Consider the following 20,162-nt stretch of genomic DNA (forward strand, 5'->3'; position numbering starts at 1 on the left):
ACACCATTAGGTTTTCTCCTCTTTATCTCTTATTTTTTTGCTCAGACTTTGCATAAAACCCTGTAAAGTTGTGCACAATATATGACCTTTAAATGACATGAAGATTCACGGTGACTTAGTAATACCTAAATATTTTCGTGACGGAAAAGCAGTCTACCCTGAAAAATATCAAGATTGGTTTAAATGGACTTTCAAGTCATATTATTGTGTTCCAAACCCGATAATTATTAGTAATAACAAAGTTGTAACAGTAGGTGAATTTAAAGCCGAAAACAAACTTAAATCATCCATCCGAACAATTACAGACCTTATTGTTGAAACTGAAAAAACCTATAAAAGGGATTACAGCAACTACTTTAAGGTAATAATTGGTAGCAACCTAAGGCTTGAACATTTAAAATTTGTGTTCGATGATTTCCTGCTTAATAAAGATTGTTCAATATATTTTTGCTATGACATTTTGAGACTTTTGCAAATTGGTAAGGAAAAGTTAGTTCAAGTTAGAGGGAATAAATACCAAGATGAATTAAATGATAGGGCGAGAAACATAGATGATTTGTTTCACATAATAGATAGGGATTTTGATGGTTTGTTTCCAGAAAGTATAATAACAGAAACTAAAGATTTTGGTCTTGTGAATTTATATGGAGGAGAAATAACAGCCACTTTAGTTGGGACAAATTTTGAGGTGGCTACTAATAATGCCATAAGGCTAGAAGAGGATGACAGAATTTGGGATTTCTTTGATATGATATAATTATACTGTGCACAACCCAACAAACAGGTTATTGGGCATATACCTGTAGACGCAGGCATCACAGCCGTTTACAAACTTAACAGCACCCTGGAACTGACGTGCCATAAAATGCCCAACACCCAGTTTGCCAACCGTATGGCTGTATAACTGGTGAATAATTATTGAAAAGAGTTTAATTCAGAGTTCAAAGCCTTCTGTAAATTATAAGTCATGGAACATAAAAATGAGTTATCACCAGAGCAAAAGGGAGAACTGCTTTCCATATTAAAAGGCCGTTTTGAGAAGAATATGAGCCGCCACCAAGGGATGAAATGGGCTGATGTACAGGCAAAGCTGGAGGCTAATCCTGAAAAACTGTGGTCGCTCAATGAGATGGAGAGAACTGGCGGTGAACCGGATGTGGTAGGCTATGACCAGAAGACAGGCGAATTTATTTTTTATGATTGTTCAGCGGAAAGCCCTAAAGGCCGCCGAAATGTTTGTTATGATCGCCAGGGGCTGGAGTCCAGGAAAGAGCATAAACCGAAGAATAATGCGATGGATATGGCTGCTGCCATGGGAATAGAGATTTTATCGGAAGAGCAATACAGGGAATTGCAGAAGATCGGAAAATTTGACACTAAAACATCGAGCTGGATTCAAACCCTTCCGGGATAAGAAAGCTCGGTGGGGCCCTTTTTGCTGATTTCCGCTACGACCATATTTTCGTGTACCACAATGGTGCTCAATCTTACTATGCAGCCAGAGGATTCCGTGGCTCATTAAGAGTTTAAAGCTTCGCCAAATCGCAAATTGAAAATAATCAATGATGGGCAGGAGTGCTTGTCCTTCCTTTTTAAAAGGAACCCACTCCTGTTAATACGCTGGAAGAGCATTGCATCTCAAAGGGAAACTTAGGGTTTAAGACCGTTAACTGAGGCAACAATGGCTTGAATTCTGCAGGAAAGAGCCTTTGGGTGATGTAGGTAATTGATAATTTATTATTTGTTTCTCTTCCAACATAAAATAAAGGCCTTATTTTTGCTCTAGTTTATTGCACTAAAGAACGAAACAATGAAAAAAGTATTAAGTCTCTGTTTGCTGCTTCCTCTCTTTATCGGACAGGCCTATGCCTGGGGTCAGAACGGGCACCGCGTCGTTGGGCTGGTAGCACAACAGCACCTAAGCAAGAAGGCTAAAAAGAAAATTATGCAGTTGCTGGATGAGAATTCTCTGGCAGAGGTTTCGGTGTGGATGGATGACATTAAATCGGACGATGCCTATGACCATACACACGACTGGCACTGGGTAACCGTTCCGCCTCAGATGAAGTACGAGGACACAGAGAAGAACCCCAATGGCGACCTCATCATGAAGATTGAAGAGATTGTGTCGGCCCTGAAAAAAGGAGGATTGACCGCTGAGCAGGAGGAAGAGTATCTTAAATTCCTGGTCCACCTGGTGGGCGATTTGCACCAGCCTATGCACGTCGGTACCGGCGAAGATGCGGGTGGAAACGCCGTGAAGGTGGAATGGTTTGGCGACCGCTCTAACCTGCACCGGGTGTGGGACAGCGAAATGATCGACAGCAAAGACTTAAGCTTTACGGAAATTGCCCGCTTTTTAGGAGAGCCGGAAAAGAGCCAGGTAAAACAGTGGCAGTCTACCTCCGTTAGGGACTGGGCCTACGAATCGGCCGCCTACCTTCCGGAAGCTTATGAACTGCCGGAGAACGGCCGCTTAGGCTACCAGTATATGTACGAGCATTATGATGTGGTAGAAAAACGCCTGCTGCAGGCCGGGGTTCGGTTGGCTGGCCTGTTAAATGAGATTTACGGCTAAAGCATTTAGCGCTAAAGCACCAGGCGGGACAGCAATCATGCTGTTCCGCTTTTTTTTGGATTGGTTTTATGAATTGAAAAAGAAAAATAATCAATGTTTAAACTTTAATGTAGAAAATCCGTTACTTTGCATGGGGGTAAGATGAAAGTCTAATCCAAAAGATAGACTAATTTCTGCCTGAATAATTTTAGAAACATTGTAATTATTTTTAATCATAAACCAGCAAGAAAATGGCAAATGTAAAATGGTCAGTTGACCCAACCCACAGCGAAGTTCAGTTTAAGGTAAAGCACCTGATGATTACCAACGTAACCGGCTATTTCAGCAAGTTTAATGTTGAAGCAGAAACAGAAGGAGATGACTTCGAGAAAGCCTCCAACATTGTTTTTACAGCCGATGTCGATTCCATTAATACTAATAATGAGCAGCGCGATACCCACCTGAAGTCGCCCGACTTTTTTGATGCGGCCAACCACCAGCAAGTTAAATTTGTGGGCAAAAAGTATGAGAAAGTATCAGGAGATGAATATAAGCTCCATGGGGATCTTACCATTCGCGAAACCACAAAGCCCGTTACCGTTAATGTTGAATTTGGCGGTATAGTAGAAGACCCTTATGGCAATACAAAGGCTGGTTTTACGATAGATGGTAAAATAAACCGTAAAGATTTTGGCCTTACCTGGGATGCAGTAACAGAAGCAGGAAGTGTAGTAGTCAGCAATGACATTCGTCTGCATGCTGAAATACAGCTGGTAAAGCAAAAATAGTTACCAGCTATTGAACAAGAAACCAGCTTCTGAACGGAGCTGGTTTTTTTATTTCTGCGAAATGATTTTTCTTTTTGGCTGATAAGCCCTCCGCAGGCCGAAGTAAATCGGCTGGATGCTATTAGCGATTAACGAATTTGTGAAAGGTGCTTTTTTCGCCATTCTCCTTTTCTTCCTGGTATAGCATGGCCAGGTTTTTCTCTTCAAATGTTTCGAAAAACTGGTCCCAGTCAATTTTATCAAAGCTTTTATCATTGTCGCTGGCCTGCGGAAAATGAATCCTTAACACGCCACTATCCTCACTTTCTGTTCCTTTTACGAAAGTAGGAATGCCTTTGCGTTCTTCGGCCCATCTTTTAATGGCTTGCCGATCGGTTGTTTTTTTTGATTCACTCATAACGTTGCTGCTTATGGTTTGTTCGTAAAATAGATTCGTATATATATTGTAAGACATAGGAAAAAATTTAGTTTAAAAAATATAGGTGTGTTTTAAAAAATGCCTTTGTATATACGATAATTCAGCTATTTTGTTTGACTTAAGAAACCTTAAATTGCCAAGTGTAAAACCTTTAACTGGTGTATTGCCCGAGAGGAGCGGAGCAGTAGGTGTTTTGCAGGGGAAAAGTCTTCTGCATCTGGTTTATCTGCTCATCATCTCTCCAGTTACCAGCCTTAATACTTACGCTTTGGGTATAGGAGTGACACTTTGCCAACCTTTGGCCTTTGCCATTAAACTGTTAAATGATGAAATTTCTTCTTTAAACATCTAAAATCTTCCGCGGTTACTATGGAGGATGGCAGCCGCTCGTATAAACAGGAGAGACATGGGCGGTTGAAGCTTTTCCAAAGGCTGTTGCAGTATGGAACATTCATTCAAGGCTACCAGGCTCAGCTAATGGCTCAGGGAGATGGGTTGTTCCTGACATTTTATAATGGTAATCCTGCCTTTCAGTTTAATGGAGGCTGGAGCAGCCATCATTCAAGAAATTGCTATGAGAGAAACTGAAGAAAAGGGCAGATGAGAAGAGGAAGAAAAAGGGCTGGCACAGTCTGGTCAGTTTTAACGGCTACCTATAACCGCTGGATGGATAATGACCCCTTTCGCTTAAGTGCCGTAATCGCCTACTATGCTGTCTTTTCCCTGCCAGGACTGTTCGTAATCATTTTTTACCTGGTAGGACAGTTTTATGGGCCCGAAGCAATAAGAGGAGAAGTATATGGAGAGCTGCGGGAGCTGATTGGGAGTGAAGGAGCAAGGCAGGTACAGCAAATTATTAAAAATGCTAATCAGGGTGAAACAAGTTTAGTTGCAACGGTGGTCGGTATAGGCTCACTTATTTTTGCTGCTACCGGTTTGTTCTTTCATCTGAAGATAAGCCTGAACGATATATGGGAGCTGAAGGCCGTGCCGGAAAAAGCATGGCTGCATGTAATACTGGACAGGCTGTTTTCTTTTACCATTATTCTGGTGATTGGTTCCCTGCTGCTCGTTTCTATTATTGCTTCCACAGTGGTAAGTGCCCTTAGTGCATATATTCCCGACTTCTTCTCAGGCTATTCTACTTACCTGGTGGACCTGGTTAACTTCCTGATCAGTCTTTTTATCATTACCCTCTTATTTGCAACTATTTACAAGGTGCTGCCAGATGCTAAAATTGCCTGGCGCGATGTATGGATTGGTTCCCTTGTTACGGCTTTGCTCTTCGTGGGAGGGAAGGTACTCATTAGTCAGTATTTAACCATTGCAGATCCTGCTTCGGCCTATGGGGCTGCCAGTGCCATTATTCTTATTTTATTGTGGGCTTCGTATGGTAGTCTGGTATTTTTTTTAGGAGCAGCCTTTACAGCAGTATACACCCAGCGGTTTGGCACCAAAATAACACCCAAAAAATATGCGGTTAAAACGACCGATTATTACAGGCGTAAGCTGGGCGATAGTGCGGAATATGTAAAAGTGAAGAGTGAGAAAGTGAAGAAGGCCCTGGAGGAGGACTATGAAGTGAAAAAGATAAATAAGGAAGGAGAGGAAAACAAAGATGAATAAGCCTCCTTTTACCTTTGGTAAGGCCTAAGAGGCTTATTCTAAGTATTTTTATTTGTTCTTTATTTTAGCTTCCACTGCTGCCTGCCAGTCCTGCTGCGTGGCAGACTGGTATTCGCTGCGGTTCCAGGTATGAAGGCTGCTCTGGTTCTGCTCATCCTTCCGTGCCACATAAATTTCATGGCCGGGGCGGGATTCAATGGTATAGCCGCAGGAGCGCAGCATGGCCTCGATGCCGGCGTGGTTAGGCAGCCACCAGTTGGTTGGGTCGCCGGCAAATTTATGCTCGATAAAAGCCATTTTCGGCCAGCCATCCTTCAGTAGGTCCTGCCGGTCATTTATCTGCCGGTCGTAGGTGTTCTCTTCGCTGGTATCGCCCGGCATACTCAGGGTCTGGAATACCATCATATCTTTATTCTTTTCGGCCAGGATATCGAGGGCCAGCATCGGGTAACGGAGGTGGTACAAAACACCCATAAACCAGATGAGGTCGAACTGCTCATCTTCCCGCGCCAGGTCATATACCTGCATCTGCTTAAACTCCACCTTGTCCTGCAGCCCCAGCTTTTCAGCGGCCCACTCTGCCTGTTTCAGGTAATGAGTGTCCACATCAATGCCTAATACATCGGCACCTCGTTTGGCAAGCTCAAAGCTGTAAAATCCGGCATTGCAGCCTACATCTAGTACCCGCCAGCCGCTAAGGTCCTGCGGAATATGGTCGGCAATTTCCTTCCATTTAAATTCCGGGAAGTTTCCCAGCCAGTGGTCAGGGGCAGTCTGGATGCCCTGTGGCAGGTGAAGGTTATGGAACCATGGTTTTAATTCTTCTATTTCTTTTTCGAGTGTACTCATAGATTAAAAAGTGGTTTAAGCAGGTTTCAACATTTCCAGCGCATAGCTTTCCAGCTCCTGTGCTCTCACGGCCGCGGTATGGTAGCGGAGTACTACCTTCTGGGCGCGCCTTCCGATTTCCAGCCTTTCTTCTTCAGGCATGTCCTTGATGTACCTCAGGGTATCTTCCGGAGTGCGGCTGATCAGGATTTCTTCATCGAGGCGGAAATACGTTTCCAGGCCTTTCCAGTAATCGCTGATGATGGGCGTTCCGCAGGCCGCTGCCTCGAAAAGACGAACGCTGGGCGAGTAGCCCATATTAATCATATCCTGCCGGGTAATATTCTGGGTGAATCGCTGCTGGTTGTAAAAGTGCCGGTGCTCGGCAGGAGGGAGGTGCTCTATTCGCTGAGTATTGGCAGGCCATTTGATGCTGTCGGGGTACTGAGGACCGGCTACAATAAATCGGCCTTCGGGCCACTGACGTGCTGCATCCAGCATCAGGTGCTCCAGCGGTGGCTGCCGGTCATCGGAATAGGTGCCCATATAGCCCAGGTCGTATATTTTCGGGGTAATGGGCTCCTGGTAGTAATCGTCAGGGTCTACTGAGCAGTAAAGTGGCCTTGCAAGAGGAGATCCTAACTCTTTCTCGAGGTACTCCAGCACCAGACCGCCTGAGAACGACAGGTAGAGGTCATACTGCTGAATAAGCGATTTATCGAGGTAGTCGCAGCCTTCCTGCAGCACTTTGGAGATGGTAACGGGCGTATCGATGTCGTAAAAGGCTTTAATGCCCTGTGCGGTGTTGATGACCCACTGGCCAACCGTTTTTCCTTCCGGTACATAAGAGCCTACAATGACCATGTCGGCATTTTTTACCTTTTCGGCATACTGCTCCTTCAGCTCCTCCACACTCTGGTAGAGGCGGGTATCGCAGTAGGAGGGGTTCGGAAGGTCGCGCTGAGAGGCATACCAGGGCTTGTCGTGCTCTAAAAACAAGATGTTATGGCCTCTTTTCTTAAATTCCTTCAGCAGACTGCGGTAGGTGGTGGCATGTCCGTTGCCCCAGGAGGAGGTAATGGTGAGGCCGATAATGACGATGTCGAGAGATTTGTTGTTCATGCTTCTACCTTTTTATTTTGTTCTAAAACCTGTTCAAATTCCTTCGCACGGTGGGCGTAGGTATGTTCAGAGAGCACTCTTTTAAGCGCAGCCTGGCCAATGGTCCTGGCTCTTTCCGGGGTAAGTTCCCGAAGGATTTTCGCTACTTCCTCGCCATTACGGGCCACCAGAATTTCCTTATCAGGTTCCAGGAAGGTAGGAATTCCTTCCCAATAATCGGTGATGATACAGGCACCGGCGCCTGCGGCTTCGAAAACACGGGTGGCAGGGGAGAAGCCGTTGGTGGCCATGCTGTCGCGGCAAATGTTGAGTACCGCTTTGGGTGTACAGTTAAAGGCATTGTGGTCGTTGGTGCCTACATGGCCGATGTAGTCAACATTTTCGCTCATGGGCTTATCGCCCCAGCCGCTTCCGCCTAAAATAAAGGTGTGATCGGGAAGGCTGGCCGCAGCTTTCAGGAAGAATTCCTCTACCCGATGTTCACGGTCTGGCAGGCGATTTCCAAGGAAAGCCGCATCGCAGCTGAATTTCTCCTTTGGCGCTACCGGATGGTGGGTTTCGGGGTCGAGGGCATTGTAAATCGGCACACATTCTTTGGCGCCTAAGGCTTTATACTGCTGAATGACCGGCTCACCGCCTCCATACGTAAAGATATAGTCGTACTGCGGAATAAGGGCGCGGAAGGGGTCATTTTCTGTTGTTTTTACCTTGTGCAAAGTGGCTGGGGCATCCACATCCCAAAATGCCGCCAGCTGACTTTCTTTCCGGTGTGCGAGCACTTCTTTCTCCAGAAACTCGTCCAGTACACCTACGCCACTGGCTTTTACCAGCAGGTCGGCATCGGAAGCCTCTTCCAGCATTTTGCGGGCGGCTTTTTCCGTCGGTTCATATACCCTAACGGTGGCATAATCAGGGTCTGGTATATCTCTGTTTTGCTGGCGCTCAAAAGCATCGGGTTCGTAAAAGGTTACCTTATGCCCCCGCTGGTGCAGGGCGCTGATGATGCCCCTGTAATAGGTGGCTGCACCGTTCCAGTAGGCCGATACGAGTGAGGAGCCAAAAAATGCAATCTTCATAAATCTGTTGGTTTAAGAGCAAAAATTTTATTCTGAAAACCGGCGCTGCCTAGACTTTTTCGAAAGATACCTCCTGCTGCCGGAGCTCCTCCAGTATATCCATCAGCTCATTTACCCGGATGGCACAGGTATGCTTTGCGCGGATGGTATTGAGTCCATTGGTGCATAGGTTTCGGGCTTTGTGCGGATTCGAAAGCAACTCCTTCATGGTTTCTTTCATTTCCTCTCCGTTTTGCACCATTAAAAAGTCTTTGCCTTCTTCGAATAAGCCTTCGCTATCGGTCCATGGAGAAGAGATAAGCGGTATGCAGCAGGCCATGGCCTCAAACGGACGAATGGTGGGGATGCCCGGAAGCGACTGGGTATAGTAGCGCCGCGGCACGTGAACGGTGAGTCTGTACTGGCTGAACACTTCCGGTACTTTATGATTGGGCAACCAGCCGCCATAGGTAATACCGGCATCTTTCAATTTCTGCAGCGCATGTTCCGGATAACGGACGCCATAGATGGTGGCTTTAAGCCCCAGTTCCTTTACAGGATTAATGAGGAATTCTTCCAGTTCCTCTTCCCGCTCATCGTCGCCCCAGTTGCCAATCCATACCAGGTCGCCTTTTTTCTCTTCGGCGGCACGTGGGTAAAACAGGCGGGTGTCGGCTGCTTCGTGCCAGGTCCAGACGTTTTGGGCCCATCCTTTTTCCTTGTACAGGTCGCGGATAACATCGCCGAAGGCCAGCACGCCGTCATACTTACTAAGGTCGTAGCGGGCCATATCTTCCGGGGCGGAAACAGAGCGGTGGTGGGTATCGTGGAAGAGCAGTTTATAACCAAACTGTTCTTTCAGTTCTCCTATCTTTTGAACGAGCTCTCCTTCATTCCACTCATGCACAATTACCAGGTCGGCATCCTGCACCAGTTCGGCAAAATCGACATCGCCGGGGAAATAGAAGTTGGTAGACAGCTTCGGGAAATATTTTTTGAAGTTCTGAACTGCTTCCCCGCCGTGTTCCTTCACTAAATTGGTGTAGCTCCAGCCATCTGAAGGTTCGAATAGCTGAACGTCATGGCCTCTGTCCTGGAGTTCGGCCACAATTCCCCTTAAAAAATGGGCATTTCCATGGTTCCAGTCAGAAATGAGTGAGTGGTAAAAAAGTTTTATCTTCATGTGGCTTTATATTTTCTCCTTTAAGAAAGGGTTAGTTGTAGTAGGTGTTCCTGCAGAAGCAGTCCTTGTTGTATTCTGCTGGCGGTTTTCTGCTCTGTGAGCCAGGAGTTGCTGATACTGCTGCAGATACTGTTGAGCCTGCTGATGAATATCGAACTTCATAGCCTTCTGGCGAGCCAAACCTCCCATGCGCTGGCAGAGGCGGGGGTTTTTAATCAGGTAGCTGATTTTGTCTTTTAGCTCTTCCGGCTCATCCGGATTGGCAAACAGGGCGGCACCCTCCCAGTTTTCGCGCAGGCTCGGAATATCGCCCAGCACCAGTGCACAGGCAGAAAGACCTGCTTCCAGTACGCTCAGACCAAAAGGCTCATAGCGGGCGGGCAGGGCATAAATAGCTGCCTGAGAAAGTTTGAAACGGACAGCCTGTGCATCCAGCTCTCCCAGAAACTTAAGGTTCCGGTAATCTGCATTCTTTCCGCCGGATGGATGTTCGGCAGGACCGGCCACTTCAACCGGCCAGTCCAAACCTTCTGCAATACCTTCAAAGGCCGATATGTTTTTGGCTTCATCCCAGAGACGGCCCATGCTCAGGATAAAGTTTTCTTTTTTAGTGGCGTAAAAGCGGTCTTTCCTACGTGCATTGGCAATAACGACCAGCTTTTCGAATGGTCCATACAGGCGCTGCAGGTCTTCCATAAAGGCCTTCGTAGGCGCTACTACTTTGTCGGCCGATTTAAGGCCTTCCTTTACGCTCGTGGCATAGGTATGGTATCTTTCCGGGGCCATTTCTCCTTTTACGGCCTGCCACCAGGAGAGTACGCAGGAATGGCCCACCATGAGCACGGGCGCCTGCCATGGGTAGTTGCCGTGGCAGTAGTTGTTTAAATGAATGATGTCGGGCTGGATTTCCTCTTCCAGCGAAATAAGCCAGTCGCCGGCTTTTTCCACTTCTTCCCAGGGGTTATCCATCCACTCCAGCTGAAAGCTGCTTTCGTGTACCCAGAGGTTATGAAGTGCCGAGGCTTCTCTGCGCTGACTTGGGGTAAGGGGCTTACCCATGGTGGCCAGATGGACCTTTACTCCAAAAGGCTGCAGGCCTTTGATAAGGTCAATGGCATAGGTCCAGACACCGCCAAGGGTGTCGGCCGTCATGAGCAGCCTTAGAGGTTTCTGCTCAGGACCGGCCATAAATGCGGTCGAGTACATGCGCGACATCAATTAAAGTTTCTGTTTCTGAATCGAATTTTTCGCCGGCGGCTAAGCGTTTGGCCCAGTCAGCGGCAGCTCTGGCACCCCAATCGTCGGCTCCTTCGAAAAGAGTTTCCTGCTGAGTACGGTTGAAGCGAAGGGCCTTGAAATCGTAGAAAGACCCGTTGATATTCCGGAAGGCTACCCCTCCCTCTGTTCCATAAAAGTTCAGCTGTATATCTGCTTCCTGGCCTGCAGGCAGGTTCCATGAGCAGGTGAGCTGCAGGGAAGTTGCCTTCCCGTTGGCATGCTTCAGGTTCATGAGTGCCGTGGCATAATCCTCCACCTGTTCGGCCGGATTAGCGAGGGGCTTTCCACCTGCATAAAGGTTACTGCGTACATCTCTTACCTGTGGGGCATCGAGTGTCCAGAGGGCAAGGTCGATGAGGTGAATTCCTAAGTCAATAACACAACCACCGCCGGAGAGTTCCGGCTTATAAAACCATTCTTTATCCGGCCCCCATGCATTGTGGAATACCAGTTCTGCAGCATAAATATCGCCCAGTTCCCCTTTTCGTACAATGTCGTACAGCTGGCGGAAGCAGGTATGGCGGTAGGAGAGATCTACACCCAACAGCAGGTTCTGCTCGCGGGCAGTATCGATTACTGCTTTGGTTTCGGCAGCATCGCGGGCCAGTGGTTTCTGGCAGAATACGGCTTTGCCATTTTTGAGTGCCTGAATGCTTTGTTTGGCATGCAGGGCGCTTGGGGTGGCAATGACAATCCCTTCCACATCTGACTCCAGCAGGGCTTCGAAAGAGTCGTATACCTGTGCATCGGGAGCGGTTTCGAGCGCTGCTTTGCTGTTTTCTTCAGAGGGGTCTACAATGCCGCTGATTTCAATCTGCTCATTACGGGCAATGCCTTCCATGCGGTGGCGGCCAATCCAGCCCACCCCTAAAAAGCCCAGTTTTGTTTTCGTCTTTACTGCTTTATGTTCTTTTGTATCGTTAATTTCTGCCGTCTGATTCATGAGAATGTAATGAGTGCTTTTAAAAATCCGTCGGGTCGTTGGGTTATGTGCTCAAAGGCCTTTTGGGTTTCGTCCAGTGAAAACTGGTGGGTGTAGAGGGGCTCAGGGTTCATGCGGCCTTCTGCCACTGCTCCGGCAGCCTCACGCATGCCTTCCATGTACTTTTCCTGCTCTCGCTCATGCGCATTGATGACGTCCAGTCCCTTCCAGTTCCATTGCTGTATGTTGACAGAACGCATGCCATCCTGGTGGAAACCGGCGATAATCAATTTGCCACGGTTTTTCAGCAGTTCGCCGGATAGGTTGAGCGGCCATTCCTTGCCGGTACATTCAATTACGCGGTCGCAGAGTTCTTCACTGGTAATTTTCTTTACTTCTTTAATGATTTCCCAATGGTCATGGAGCGGAACAGTATGGTCGGCGCCGCAGCTTTTAGCTACTTCAAGCGAATAGTCGCGGCGGCTGATGGCTATGACTTTGGCGCCTCTGTCTTTGCAGAGCTGCGTGAGTAAGGCACCCAGGAAGCCAATGCCTACAATGGCAACGGTTTGTCCGGACTCAATATCACTCCGGTTAAATATATTGATGGCGCAGCCCAAGGGTTCTCCAGGGAAGGGCTTACCAGCCAGTTTATCATCCAGCTTCATTGCAGCTTCTTCTTTGGCTACATCGTAGGCTGCATAGGCTTTATAAGAAAGCATGGCTACACGCTCGCCGGTTTTAAATTTAGTAACCCTTCTGCCTGTCTTTACCACTACGCCCCAGCCTTCGTGACCGGGAGCCCCGGCTTCCATGGGATAATTGAACCAGTCGCGGCCTTCGTAATTTGGAATGTTGGAAGCACATACGCCGCAGCCTTCCAGCTTTACCAGAATTTCGTCTTCGGCGGGCTGAGGTATCGCCACTTCCTGTACTTCAATTTTACCAGGCTCCGCAAACACCGCTGCCTCCATGGTAGAGGGCAGCGATTGGGCTCCGGCTGATGTTTCTTTACTTTCTTTTAAAGTCGATGTCTGCATTACTTTAGGTTGAGAAAGAGATTGAATTTATATTTTTACTGCCCGCACAGGATTGGGCTGTTTCTGCTCATTTTTGTTTAGGAGCCACTGGTGCAGCTTTTTAATGCCGCTCTTATAGCTTACTTCGGGTCTCCAGCCAGTCGCTTTTTTAAACTTGCTGCAGTCTGATACATAATAGAACTGGTCACCGGGGCGCCAGTCGCCATAAGAGGTGGAAGGGTATTGACCCTGTGCATCGGCAATCAGGTCCAGCACTTCCAGCAGACTTACGGCATTTTCGGCCCCGCCGCCAATATTAAAGGCTTCACCTTTAAACTGCTCGATATTCTTCCTGGCCAGTTCCATAGCATTTACCAGGTCCTCTACAAAAAGAATGTCACGGACCTGTTTGCCATTCCCGTAAATATTTATGCCCTGGTCATTCATGGCCCTGATGAGGAAGTTGGCCACCCAGCCTTGATCCTCCGTACCGCACTGGTGCGGACCATATATACAACTCATCCGGAACACCACCGTTGGCAGGTTATAAATGCGGGAATAATCGCATACATACTGGTCGGCAGAGCCTTTAGAACAACCATAAGGGCTGTGGAAATCGAGCGGCTGCTCTTCGTCTATGCCATTGGCAAAGGCAGGATTGCTGGGGGTATAATTGGTTTTATTCTCCTGCAGTTGAAGGTTTTCCAGGTTCCCATATACCTTATTGGTGGAGGTAAACAACAGGCTTGGTGGGTTCTCCATTTCCCTCATGGCATTAAGGATATTGATGGTTCCCTGCAGGTTCACCTCAAAATCTTCTTCCGGTTCTGTTACCGAAGTGGTTACGGCTACCTGGGCGGCAAAGTGGTAGATGTGCGAAACTTTTCTTACCACATTCTTTACTTCATACGGGTTCCGGATATCGGCTATACAGATTTGTACCCGGTTTTTCCACTTGTTTTTAAGCCACTGGAGGTTGTCGAGCACGCCTGCACGGCTCAGGTTATCCATGACAATTACGGGGATATCCTGCGAAAGAAGATAATCGGCCATATTGGTACCCACAAAGCCGGCACCGCCTGTTATTAAAACAGGTTTTTCCTCCGGATTTGGTTCTACTGTTAGCGGTTGCAGGAGGTCATGTTTTTCAGGAATGCTGTCGGTGCCATAGTCTTTCCAGAGCGTATGCAGGAGCTTAGGAGTGCCATTCGACTTTTTAATGCCGAAATGATACTCTCTTTCATCCAGGTGGAAGCCATCCATGGTATTCATATCTGCCTGCAGGTCGAAGAGGGAGTACCAGTAAACTCTTTCTACCGGCAGGTTGAGTAACTTCTTAAACTCTTCCACCTGTTTTAGTTCGTTGTACTGCCAGGTAGAAAAACCGCACTCTGTAATCCATAGTTGAGCGGATGACTGGTGCCGTTCCATCACCTCCCGAACACGGCTAATATTTTCCTGCCAGCCCTCGAAACTAAAGTCGAATACATCGGGGAAGCCATGTATGCCTACTACATCAATATGTTCCAGCAACTTATAGTCACCCATAAGGCTCAGCCAGCTGGGGTCGATAGGGCTCATACCACCCAGCACAGTTTTCTTGCCCCGCTGTTTGGCCCAGTAAGCGGCTTTGCCAATCATATCGGCAAATTTTTGCCAGCCCATGTCGAGGGTAAAGTCCCACTCGGTTTTATTGTTGGGCTCATTCCAGAGCTCAATATATTCGAAATACTGGCCATAGTCGGTAATGAGCAGGTCCAGCATATCGGCATAATCCTTGGTATTGCGGGGCGGAGAGGACACTTTGGCCTCTAAGCCGAGCGAAGGCGGTGTATAGGTAAAGCAGGGGAGCAGTTCGAAATGTTCTGCAAGTTCCGGCAGTAGCCAGTCATACCAATCTTTGCCTTCGGGGCGAAAAAGGTCGGCCCAGGAAATTCCTGTGCGGAGCTGCGAAACCCCTAATGCCAGCAATTCTTCAATAGTTTTTCTTACTTTATCTTTCTCTCCTACATGAAACCACTGAACAATGCCTACAGCAGGTTTTTTATGAATATTACGCATGGTATAAAATTTTATCCCGTAAAAATGACTTTATTAGTGGCAGCAATTAAACGGTAAGCCCTCTTGCTTCGAGCTCCTGTTTCGCATCGGCCACCTTGTCTACGGCTATCTGTCCCTTCAGCCATTCTGCCAATTCTTCCATTCCCTGCTCAAGGGTATAAGAAGGCTCAAAACCAAGTATTCTTTTTGCTTTAGAGATATCGGCATAGCAGTGGCGTATATCGCCTACACGATACTTGCCGGTTATTTCAGGTTTAATATCCTGCTTGTTCATTACTTTGGCCATTTTCTCCGCTACTTCCTGTATGGTATAGCTCTGGCCGCTGCCAACGTTAAACACTTCTCCATCGGCTTCCGGGGTTTCCATGGCCAGGCGGCAGGCGCGGGCAATGTCGTAAACACTAATGAAATCGCGCTGCTGCTGGCCGTCTTCGAAAATGAGGGGTGATTTGTTGTTCAGGAAGCGGGAGGCAAAAATGGCCAGCACGCCGGTATAAGGGTTGGACAGGGCCTGGTGCGGACCATAGGCATTGAAGAACCTGAGTGCCACGGTAGGGATGTTATAGGCGCTGCCGACCATCAGGCACAGGCGCTCCTGGTCGTATTTCGAAAGCGCATATACAGAGGCAAGGGTGGGGTTTTTGCTTTCGGGCGTGGCCACTGGCTTCAGCGCTTCGCCCTGCTCGTCGTAAAGCTCCCATTTACCTTCTTTTAGCTGCTCTTTACCTCTGGAAGAGCCTTCTGTTCTTTTTCCGGAGCTATCGACATACATGCCTTCGCCATAGATGCTCATGCTGGAAGCGACGACCAGTTTTTCGACCGGATTTTCAATTAAAACCTCCAGGAGAGTGGCGGTGCCCATATTGTTTACATCGGTGTACTCCCGAATCTCATACATGCTCTGTCCAACTCCCACACGGGCTGCGAAGTGGTAAACCTGCTGCACCCCCTCAAGGGCTGATATCAGATCTTTACGAGTGCGTACATCGCCCCGGATAAGCTCCGCCTCAGGGTGTAAATAGTCCGGCCGGACGGCATCTTTGCCGTGTACCTGTTCCAGAAGGTTGTCGAGGATTTTTACCCGATAGCCATTATTGATGAGTTCGTTTGCAAGATGAGAGCCAATAAAGCCTGCACCACCTGTAATTAAAACTTGTTTGCTCATAGAGGTTAAAAAATTTTAAAAATCTGTTAAACTAAAAGGGCTGTGCTGTGGGCCGGATGGTCATTTCATTAATGGCTACCGTGGCCGGTCTTGTTAATATATACAGCACAGCATCTGCTACATCTTCAGCCTGCAAAGCACCCCAGCCCATTTCATCGACTGTTTGGCTGCTTCCCATGCTATTTTCAAAAAAAGCGGTATCGACTGCACCTGGCAGTATACTGCTGACCCTGATGGTGGGCTGTACCTCCAGCCGCAGGGTTTCGGCGATGGTCTGTAATGCTGCCTTGGAGGCTGCATAAACGCCACCCCAGGGGTAAGCCTTTCGGGCTGCTACGGAGGAAATAAAAATAATGTCCCTGGTAGACCCTTTTTCCTGCATTAAAGGCAGGAAAGAACGAATGGTCCGCAGGTGCCCCATTACATTCAGCTGAAAAATTTCCTGCCACTTTTCCGGATCTCCTTCTGCCAGTTGCTCCCCAATACCACGACCTGCATTCGAAATAATAATATCGGGCATCATGCCCCGGCCATGCATAAAACTGAACAGTTCAGCTACTGATTCTGCCTTGGTTACATCTGTTTCTTTATACAATATGCCCTTATTTTCAGCGGCAGGTGCTTTAATGTCAGCAATTACCACATGGGCGCCGGCTCCTGCAAGCTGGCAGGCAATGGCATAGCCAATACCTCCGCTACCACCGGTTACAAGGGCAACTTTTTTATTAATCGATTGAGTATGCTTTTCAGTAACTGTCAATCAGTTGGAAAAATTAAGGTTAAAATGTTTTTGGCAGAAATAAAAAAAAGCCACGCTGGCTGACTGCCTGTCTATAACTTAAAACAGAAACCGACCAAATGAGGCGCAATAGCTGCTGTTATTGACTGTAGAACATCCTTGTTTATAAATTGTTTGGCGGTTGAAGAAGAAGCTGCATCTTCAGCAGCAGAATTTAAAAGAGCTCTTACTGCTGAGAAAAAGGTAACTTCATGGCACTCTTCAGGCAAATATTTAAGTTGTGCAATATAAACTGCTGTATGTCAGGGCGTTGGTGTTTGCTTTTTTCTCCGGCTGGAAAGGGACTTTCTTATTTTTTTATTCCTTTCACACCAGTTTGCTAAACGTCTCTTATAGCTAAAAAATCCTGGGCCTGGAGCAGTTGAGCTTTGGGTGATTTGCCTGCTACCCCGGTATTTTCAGCTCCCGGTGCCATCCAGTAAGGCTGTAAAAGCCCTTCTTCTTCCTTGTTAAACTTTAATAAACAGAAATTATACAATGCAAAATAGACAAAATTTTATGCAGAAGAAAATGTACGGGGAGATTTCCCCTGTTTTCCTGATAAGATTAGCATACACTTTCATGGCATAGCTGTATATTTGGAGCAAATTTGAATACCCTCAGTATATGAAAAAACTATTGCCATTCGCACTTTGTTTTTTGCTCTTTTTTAGTTGTGCTAATGAACAGGAAAGTCAGCGTGAAGCACTGCTATTCCGAGGGAATGTACAGCTGGAGGAGCAGAATTATTCGCAGGCGGTTCGTTATTTTACAGATGCGCTTGCCGTAGACGGTAATTATGTAGATGCTTATAATAATCGTGGAATTGCCTACTATGAGCAGGGGAGATATAAGCAGGCGCTCGAAGACTATACGATTGCCCTGGAAATAAAGCCGGATTTTACCGATGCCCTCTATAACCGGTCTCATGCTTACCAGCAACTGGGGCTGTGGGAGGAATCTTTGCAGGACCTGCGGCAGGTAGAGCAGGTGTATACCGATTCGGCAGATGTTTTCTTCTCGAAAGGCATATCCTTTACTAATTTGCATGAATATGATTCGGCGGTGCTGGCTTTTGATAAAGCCATTCAGCTGAACCCCAAGAATGCGGAAGCCTACATTAACAGAGGGGTGGTGAAGTTGTATGAGCGCGATTTTACGGGCGCAGAGGCTGATTTGGAAAAGGCGATCAAGCTGAAGGATAATGAGCCGAATGCATATAATACACTGGCACTGCTCATGATTGAGAAGAAGAATTATGAAGAGGCACTGAGCCTTGTAGATACGGCATTAAAGCTGAGCTTTCGCAATCCTTATTTCCTGAATAACCGGGGTTTTATTTATACCCAGCTTGGTGAGTATGAAAAAGCAGCGGAAGATATTGAGCTAAGCATGAAGCTGGATAAGCAGAATCCATGGGCTTACCGGAATAAAGGAGTTTTACTGTTGTACCAGGAAAAGTTTGTAGAGGCGGAGGAAATGTTAAACAAGGCGCTCGAGATGGATCCTTTTCTGGATGAAGCTTACTACTATCTTGGAGAGCTCTACTACCGCCAGAACCAGATTGAGAAAGCCTGTGAATACTGGCATCGCTCTGCCGAAATGGAAGAGCCAGCTGGTATGCAGGCCATCGAAGAATTGTGTCAGTTTCAGGAATAGGCAGTTTTAGGTGTTAGGTACACCAGGAAAATTGAAGGGGGAGTGAGACTTTTGGCGAGGCTTACTTCCCTTTTTTTTGCATTAGCTCCTGCAGGGCATATTTCATTTCATTAATCCTGTTTTCTTCCTGCAAAACCCTTGGCGCGGCAGCTCTTTCCTGGCAGTCTACAGCAGGGCAGCGCTCGCAGGTTTCATTTACCCAGCGTACCGGTATGGAAGCATCGTTCCAGCATTTAAGCTTGCGTTTAAGACTGTCGTTTACCATCAGGCCCAGCGAAAGGCTGCTGTTGCGGTCGGGCTGTGGCGATTGCGATTTTGCCAGCGTAATTAAGAGGTACTCGTTTTCCGAGCCTATATACCTGCTGCGTTGGGCACGGCAAATGAGTTCGCCGGAATTATTTTCCCCTTCCAGTTCCTTAAAAATTGTAAGCGATACCCAGCGGCGGCAGTAGTGCTCGTTCAGCATATTCGCATGGGGGTTGTGCAGCCCGCTCAGGTGCATTTCCTTGGTCAGGTAAAAATCGTCGGAACCATGAGGGTGGTTAAAGCGCAGGAAAAAGAGCTCATGCAGACCAAAGAATTTAGGGAGAATGTTGGTAAGGCGGTGCATGAGCATTTCGGGAGTGGCGCGGTAACGATCGGCCAGTTGTACCAGACTTTCAGGCGACCATTCTCTTTGCTGCAGCCAGCTTTTTACGTCAGCTACAAAATGCTCTTCGTCCATCAGGAGAGCACAGCTAAAATAAGAGGCTTTAAAATTATTGAGCACTTCCTCAAAGCTATCGACCTCTACCCAGCTGGTGGTGTAGGAGCGGTTTTTAATTTCCAGCCAGTTATAGGCCAGCTCCCGGCCATAAGCAAAAGCCAGCTGGCGTTCATTCAGGTTGCTGTTTAACAGAAGCAGGGGTTCCTTGCCCGGGAGGAGAACAGTGCGAAGGTGGCTGAGTTTTTCGGTTTGAGAAAGCTGCTGGTGGTCCAGCTGGTATCTAAATTCCTGCTCCAGTAAATGTGCCAGCTGCTGGGCGTCCAGTGGCCCTTCCTTCGGGAGCTTAAAGGTGTCTTTAAACTTCCTGGCTGCTTCTTCGAGCTCCGGGAAGTAGTTTTCGTGCATTTCCTGGTAAGAGCGAAGTACCGAAAAGTAAAAATGCTCCACCCGCATATCGTAATTGCGGCTTATTTCGACCAGTGTACTTACAAAAGCGCTCAGCTTTGCGGGGGCATTGCTCAGCAGTTCAATAAGGTCGGCTGTTTCGATGCCGAACATATCGAGCGGAAGCTCCTGGAGAATATTGGAATTGATGAGCTCCGAAACCGGGGCCAGCTTTTTGCTGAGCTGCAGGGAAACGAGGTAATCATACTCCACGCCTAAGGCCTCAGCCAGGGTGGCTATTTTCGTGCCCTTAGGATATTTTTTTCCTTTCTCAATTTCATTCAAATAGCTTACGGATATGCCGCTCTTTTTAGAAACCTCACTCAGTGAAAGCTGCTGGTCGAGTCGGAGTTGCCGGAGCTTAAGGCCAAAAATAAGGCGGATGGTTTCTTCAGTCAAGGGAAAAAAATCATTTGGTGCAAAGCAAATATAAACATTTTAGTGAAAGTGAAAGGATTAGCGAAAAAATTTTTAAAACGTAAAAAACATTTTTAGCGAAAATTCGCTTGTAATTCTAAATTCGCTTTTATATATTGGAATAGTTAGTTTTTTA

18 protein-coding genes and 1 pseudogene are annotated in these 20,162 nt (G+C 47.2%); 6 read left to right on the plus strand and 13 right to left on the minus strand.

Annotated elements, in window-relative coordinates:
- Positions 1-97 precede the first annotated feature (97 nt).
- The 4 genes and pseudogenes from F752_RS0121660 to F752_RS0121680 all read left to right on the plus strand — a co-directional run bounded on the left by F752_RS0121660 (position 98) and on the right by F752_RS0121680 (position 3,345).
- Positions 98-757: a hypothetical protein gene (locus tag F752_RS0121660; protein ID WP_017733843.1), complete on the plus strand. Its 660-nt coding sequence runs from the start codon at positions 98-100 to the stop codon at positions 755-757.
- 210 nt (positions 758-967) lie between these two features.
- Positions 968-1,530: pseudogene (locus tag F752_RS24850) on the plus strand (DUF4256 domain-containing protein).
- Between the two features lie 280 nt (positions 1,531-1,810).
- On the plus strand, positions 1,811-2,578 hold the full coding sequence (locus tag F752_RS0121670) for a S1/P1 nuclease (RefSeq protein ID WP_017733845.1): 768 nt from the start codon (positions 1,811-1,813) through the stop codon (positions 2,576-2,578).
- A 230-nt stretch (positions 2,579-2,808) separates the two neighbouring features.
- Positions 2,809-3,345, plus strand: coding sequence for a YceI family protein (locus F752_RS0121680; RefSeq protein ID WP_017733847.1), 537 nt, complete (start codon positions 2,809-2,811; stop codon positions 3,343-3,345).
- Positions 3,346-3,466: 121 nt separating this feature from the next.
- Here the strand turns inward: F752_RS0121680 and F752_RS0121685 are convergent, their stop codons facing one another.
- Positions 3,467-3,742, minus strand: a complete 276-nt coding sequence (locus F752_RS0121685; RefSeq protein ID WP_017733848.1) for a hypothetical protein — start codon at positions 3,740-3,742, stop codon at positions 3,467-3,469.
- 172 nt (positions 3,743-3,914) lie between these two features.
- Positions 3,915-4,058 (minus strand): hypothetical protein, encoded by a 144-nt coding sequence (locus F752_RS26355; RefSeq protein ID WP_160164150.1) that lies wholly within the window; start codon positions 4,056-4,058, stop codon positions 3,915-3,917.
- Positions 4,059-4,363: 305 nt separating this feature from the next.
- Between F752_RS26355 and F752_RS0121700 the strand changes: the two genes are divergently transcribed.
- On the plus strand, positions 4,364-5,389 hold the full coding sequence (locus tag F752_RS0121700; protein ID WP_017733851.1) for a YihY/virulence factor BrkB family protein: 1,026 nt from the start codon (positions 4,364-4,366) through the stop codon (positions 5,387-5,389).
- Positions 5,390-5,437: 48 nt separating this feature from the next.
- Here the strand turns inward: F752_RS0121700 and F752_RS0121705 are convergent, their stop codons facing one another.
- From F752_RS0121705 to F752_RS0121750, 10 genes are read right to left on the minus strand one after another with little or no spacing between them, the layout of a single operon-like run.
- On the minus strand, positions 5,438-6,238 hold the full coding sequence (locus F752_RS0121705) for a TIGR04290 family methyltransferase (protein ID WP_017733852.1): 801 nt from the start codon (positions 6,236-6,238) through the stop codon (positions 5,438-5,440).
- A gap of 15 nt (positions 6,239-6,253) precedes the next feature.
- A complete protein-coding gene (locus F752_RS0121710) occupies positions 6,254-7,339 on the minus strand; it encodes a CgeB family protein (protein WP_017733853.1) in 1,086 nt (361 codons plus the stop codon).
- Entirely contained in the window at positions 7,336-8,415 is a 1,080-nt protein-coding gene (locus tag F752_RS0121715; protein WP_017733854.1) for a CgeB family protein, read from the minus strand. Before F752_RS0121715 ends, F752_RS0121710 begins: the two co-directional genes overlap by 4 nt.
- A 49-nt stretch (positions 8,416-8,464) precedes the next feature.
- Entirely contained in the window at positions 8,465-9,577 is a 1,113-nt protein-coding gene (locus tag F752_RS0121720) for a CgeB family protein (protein WP_017733855.1), read from the minus strand.
- Between the two features lie 6 nt (positions 9,578-9,583).
- Positions 9,584-10,783 (minus strand): glycosyltransferase family 4 protein, encoded by a 1,200-nt coding sequence (locus F752_RS0121725; protein ID WP_017733856.1) that lies wholly within the window; start codon positions 10,781-10,783, stop codon positions 9,584-9,586.
- A complete protein-coding gene (locus F752_RS0121730) occupies positions 10,752-11,798 on the minus strand; it encodes a Gfo/Idh/MocA family protein (protein WP_017733857.1) in 1,047 nt (348 codons plus the stop codon). Before F752_RS0121730 ends, F752_RS0121725 begins: the two co-directional genes overlap by 32 nt.
- Positions 11,795-12,817, minus strand: a complete 1,023-nt coding sequence (locus tag F752_RS0121735) for an MDR/zinc-dependent alcohol dehydrogenase-like family protein (RefSeq protein ID WP_017733858.1) — start codon at positions 12,815-12,817, stop codon at positions 11,795-11,797. Before F752_RS0121735 ends, F752_RS0121730 begins: the two co-directional genes overlap by 4 nt.
- 27 nt (positions 12,818-12,844) lie before the next feature.
- Positions 12,845-14,857: a GDP-mannose 4,6-dehydratase gene (locus F752_RS0121740; protein WP_017733859.1), complete on the minus strand. Its 2,013-nt coding sequence runs from the start codon at positions 14,855-14,857 to the stop codon at positions 12,845-12,847.
- A gap of 46 nt (positions 14,858-14,903) precedes the next feature.
- A complete protein-coding gene (locus tag F752_RS0121745) occupies positions 14,904-16,022 on the minus strand; it encodes an NAD-dependent epimerase/dehydratase family protein (protein ID WP_017733860.1) in 1,119 nt (372 codons plus the stop codon).
- Positions 16,023-16,053: 31 nt separating this feature from the next.
- Positions 16,054-16,782, minus strand: coding sequence for an SDR family oxidoreductase (locus F752_RS0121750; protein ID WP_017733861.1), 729 nt, complete (start codon positions 16,780-16,782; stop codon positions 16,054-16,056).
- 645 nt (positions 16,783-17,427) lie between these two features.
- Here F752_RS0121750 and F752_RS0121765 point away from each other — a divergent pair.
- Positions 17,428-18,459 (plus strand): tetratricopeptide repeat protein, encoded by a 1,032-nt coding sequence (locus tag F752_RS0121765; protein WP_152425262.1) that lies wholly within the window; start codon positions 17,428-17,430, stop codon positions 18,457-18,459.
- A gap of 61 nt (positions 18,460-18,520) precedes the next feature.
- Here F752_RS0121765 and F752_RS0121770 read toward each other — a convergent pair whose 3' ends face one another.
- Entirely contained in the window at positions 18,521-20,008 is a 1,488-nt protein-coding gene (locus F752_RS0121770; RefSeq protein ID WP_017733865.1) for a helix-turn-helix domain-containing protein, read from the minus strand.
- Between the last annotated feature and the right edge of the window lie 154 nt (positions 20,009-20,162).

The sequence above is a fragment of the Nafulsella turpanensis ZLM-10 genome (genome assembly GCF_000346615.1).
Classification (GTDB): Bacteria; Bacteroidota; Bacteroidia; order Cytophagales; family Cyclobacteriaceae; genus Nafulsella; species Nafulsella turpanensis.

Coding starts and splice junctions, on each gene's coding strand:
- F752_RS0121660 (WP_017733843.1), top strand. CDS start 98: ATGAAGATTCACGGTGACTTAGTAATACCTAAATATTTTCGTGACGGA.
- F752_RS0121670 (WP_017733845.1), top strand. CDS start 1,811: ATGAAAAAAGTATTAAGTCTCTGTTTGCTGCTTCCTCTCTTTATCGGA.
- F752_RS0121680 (WP_017733847.1), top strand. CDS start 2,809: ATGGCAAATGTAAAATGGTCAGTTGACCCAACCCACAGCGAAGTTCAG.
- F752_RS0121685 (WP_017733848.1), bottom strand. CDS start 3,742: ATGAGTGAATCAAAAAAAACAACCGATCGGCAAGCCATTAAAAGATGG.
- F752_RS0121700 (WP_017733851.1), top strand. CDS start 4,364: ATGAGAAGAGGAAGAAAAAGGGCTGGCACAGTCTGGTCAGTTTTAACG.
- F752_RS0121705 (WP_017733852.1), bottom strand. CDS start 6,238: ATGAGTACACTCGAAAAAGAAATAGAAGAATTAAAACCATGGTTCCAT.
- F752_RS0121710 (WP_017733853.1), bottom strand. CDS start 7,339: ATGAACAACAAATCTCTCGACATCGTCATTATCGGCCTCACCATTACC.
- F752_RS0121715 (WP_017733854.1), bottom strand. CDS start 8,415: ATGAAGATTGCATTTTTTGGCTCCTCACTCGTATCGGCCTACTGGAAC.
- F752_RS0121720 (WP_017733855.1), bottom strand. CDS start 9,577: ATGAAGATAAAACTTTTTTACCACTCACTCATTTCTGACTGGAACCAT.
- F752_RS0121725 (WP_017733856.1), bottom strand. CDS start 10,783: ATGTACTCGACCGCATTTATGGCCGGTCCTGAGCAGAAACCTCTAAGG.
- F752_RS0121730 (WP_017733857.1), bottom strand. CDS start 11,798: ATGAATCAGACGGCAGAAATTAACGATACAAAAGAACATAAAGCAGTA.
- F752_RS0121735 (WP_017733858.1), bottom strand. CDS start 12,817: ATGCAGACATCGACTTTAAAAGAAAGTAAAGAAACATCAGCCGGAGCC.
- F752_RS0121740 (WP_017733859.1), bottom strand. CDS start 14,857: ATGCGTAATATTCATAAAAAACCTGCTGTAGGCATTGTTCAGTGGTTT.
- F752_RS0121745 (WP_017733860.1), bottom strand. CDS start 16,022: ATGAGCAAACAAGTTTTAATTACAGGTGGTGCAGGCTTTATTGGCTCT.
- F752_RS0121765 (WP_152425262.1), top strand. CDS start 17,428: ATGAAAAAACTATTGCCATTCGCACTTTGTTTTTTGCTCTTTTTTAGT.